Genomic DNA, 3,274 nt, shown 5'->3' with positions numbered 1-3,274 from the left:
GGCTGTCTTTGCCGGCGGGCACGCCGGGCATGTAACTGCAAAGGTCGAACACGGCGGTGAAGGCGCTGTCGGCCTTGATGGAGGCCGAGGCCGTGCCGGTGACGTTGGCGGGGATGAGCGCCTCGCCGGCGGCCAGATTGGGAGCCACGGTGAGGGTGTTTTGCTGTGTGGTGAAGAAGGCCTCGCCCGCCTCGGTGCGGCCAAAGACCAGCAGCGGGTAGCCGCCGTTTTCATTTGCCGCGTCGAACACAAAGGCCTCGTAAGGGGTGCCGGAGGCGTTTTTCAGGCCGCTGTTCAGGCCTTCGAGCGCCGCGAGGGACTTCATCTGCTGGGTGGTGAGAGGGGCGGCGCCGCTGCCCGCGGCCGCCCCGGCGGCTTGGGTATCCACATAGCAGCCGGAACCCTTGCAGCCGGAGCCGCCAAAGGCATAGCCGCCGCTGACAGGACCCGCCGCGTAGCAGTGAGAGGCCACGCCGCTTCGGCCGACCAGGCCGCCCACAACGGCCCCGGAAATGCCGCACTGAACGGTGGCAAGGGAATAACAGTTTTGCACGGAACCGGTTTTGGTGTCGGCGGCCACCGCGCCCACACCGGTCCACTCCCAGAGCTTGGAAGGCGCCGGCAGCAGGATGCGGTTTGTGGCGTCGAGACCGCAGTTTTGAACCGAGGCGCCGCCCTGAAGCTGCCCCACCAGAACCGAGGCACAAAGCCAGCGGCCGCCGGGGTAGCTGTTGGTGACGGTGGCGTGCCGCGCCAACAGGTTTTTTAACAGGCCGCCCGTGCGCATTGCACCAAACAGGCCAAGCTCCAGGTCGCGGTAGGAATTTGGCTCGGTGCCGTGCAGATAGAGGTACGAAAGGGTGTGGCCTGCGCCGTTGAACACGCCGCCATAGGCGGTGGAGGCGGGGGAGGAGCTGGTTTGATGGCACCAGCCGATGGGGGTCCAGCGCAGGGGCAGGGCCTGGGTGCCGCCGTAGGCCGCGCCGGTCAAATCAATGTCGGCGGTGAGGCGGACATTTTTGGTGAGATAGGCGGAGTCGGTGCGGGTGAGGTACATAAACCAGGCCAGCTGTTCGGGTGTGCCCACCTGATAGGGGTCGGCGCTGCTGCCGCTGCCGGAGGGGGCGGTGAAGCCGGTCAGGGCACCCTGGGCGGCGCGCCGGCCAACGGCGTACCAATCGCCCTGGGCGCCCAGGGGCACCGGGCAGCCATCGTTGCCCAGGCCAAAGGGGGCGGGGCGGTACCACTGGCGGGGCGCGGCGCCCCCGGTGATCTGGGATTGCACAAACACATCGCTTTGCAGTTCGGCCAGGGTTTTTGCGGTGCCCCGGCCATCGGCAGGGAGGGTATTTTGGTAATAGCAGTTGGTAAAGGTGACGGGATAGGAAACCATGCTGGAGTGGAGCGAACCGCAAAGCCCCTTTGCGGAAACGGAACCCTTGGCCGAGATGGCGCCGCGGGCGTAACAGTTGACCGCCTGCACCGCGCCGCTGGAACAGCGGCCTATGATGCCGCCGGCCCCGGAGTTGTGGGCAGATTGATAGTTCGTGGCCTGCAGATCAAACAGAACACTGGCGCAGCTGTTTTGAAAGACGGCGCCTATGGATTCGCCCGCCAGGCCCCCCGCGCCCATGAATTCCCAGGAGCCGGAGTTGCGGATGGTGACGCCGAGCACCGCGCAGTTTTCAATGCGGCCCTTATCGACCATGGCGCTGACACCCCCCGCCCAGGCATAACGCCCACCGGCGGGTGTGACGAGGGTGACCTGGTCGAGCAGAAGGTTTTTGACTGTGCCGCCCTTTACATAGCCGAAAAAGCCGAGATAGGTATCGTTGCCCGAAAGGCCCTTTTCAAAGGCGACGCGCACATGGGAGACCGTGTGGCCCTGACCGTCGAACACGCCGTTATACCCCAGCACCGAGCTGTTTTGCTGTTTGCCGATGGGCATCCAGAGATAGGGAGCGTCGGCGGTGCCGTCGTATTCCGTTCCGGTGAGGTCGATGTCGGCCGTGAGGGCGGCATTGCGGGTTTTGAGGCCCACGCCGCCGGTGTTGATCTTGTAGGCAAACCAGGCGAGCTGGCGCGCCGTGCCGATCTGGTAGGCGCCGTTTTCGACCACCGGCTGTTCGGAGGCGGTAACCGAGGAGGCAATGTTCTGCCAGCTGCGCTCCTGCTGGTAGGCGGGAATGGGGTAGCCGCCGTTGATGTTCCACACATCCTGGTACCACTGCACCGAGCTGTTGCCGCTGTTGAGCTGGGTCACAAAGGCGGCGCTTTTCATGTAATCGGCGGTTTTGGCATTGTTTGCAGTGAGATTGGTGGTGAGAGCGCCCTGGGCGGTATTGAGGTAATAAGAATTGGAGATGGCGGCTTTGCCGGAGTTGGAGGCGAACACATAGTAGCCCGGCACATTGCCTGTGGAATAACTATTTTTTACCGAGCAGTCTTTGGATATGACCCGGCCGATGAGGCCGCTCACCGCTTTGTAATCGCTGGAGGTTTGGCCGGTTGCGTTGCAGACGATATCGGCACGGTTGAAACAGTTGTTGAGAGAGCAGCCCGTATAAAGGTCGCCCACAACGCCGCCCACACCTGTGAACTCCCAGGTACCGTTCACCGTGATGGTGCCGGACAGCACGCCGCAGTTGGTAAAGGTGGGACTTACCTTGTTGACCTGGCAGGCCTGGCCCGCAAGGCCGCCCACACAGAGCCAGCGCCCGGCCTTGCCGATATCAATGGTGGTGCGCAGGTTTTTTATAAGAAGATTCACCAAGGCCGCCTTGCCGCCGATGACCCCGAAAAAGCCGGCCTCGGTGTCGGGCTTTGCCGAGGCATAGACCAGATGGGCCTCGGCGCTGTAATCCGGGTTGGAGATATAAAAGCCGTTGCCGTCGAAGGTGCCCTGGTAAACCAGGGCGTTGTTGGCCTGGCTGTTTCCGTGGCCGTGGCCGATGGGGACCCACTTGAGGCCGGCGGGGTTGTATTCGCCGCCGAAAAGGTCGATGTCGCTGAGGAGCTTTGCGCTGATATCCAGCCGGCCCTTTACGTTTACCTGGTAGGCAAACCAGGCAAGCTGCTCGGCGCTGCCGATCATGTAATAGCCGTCGAGCAGAAGGGGCTCCTCCACGCCGCCCTTTTCGACCACGTCCTGCCAGGTGGTATAGGTTCCGGCCGCCGGCGCGGCGGCAAAGAGGGTGGGCAGGCCGCCGTTCTCGGTTTCGCCGCGCACAAAGCCCTCCCCCTGGGGGGCCGGCTCAGTCAAGCCCGCATCCGG

General features: G+C 63.7%; 1 pseudogene. It reads right to left on the bottom strand.

Going from position 1 to position 3,274, the window contains the following annotated elements:
- Positions 1-3,229 (bottom strand): annotated as a pseudogene (locus ACMLHZ_RS14370) (hypothetical protein); the annotation flags it as partial.
- Between the last annotated feature and the right edge of the window lie 45 nt (positions 3,230-3,274).

The organism is Allofournierella sp. (assembly GCF_048388525.1).
In the GTDB taxonomy this organism is placed as follows: Bacteria; Bacillota; Clostridia; order Oscillospirales; family Ruminococcaceae; genus BQOK01.
Note: the sequence above shows the minus strand (reverse complement) of the source record. Positions and strands in the feature narration are given on the sequence as shown.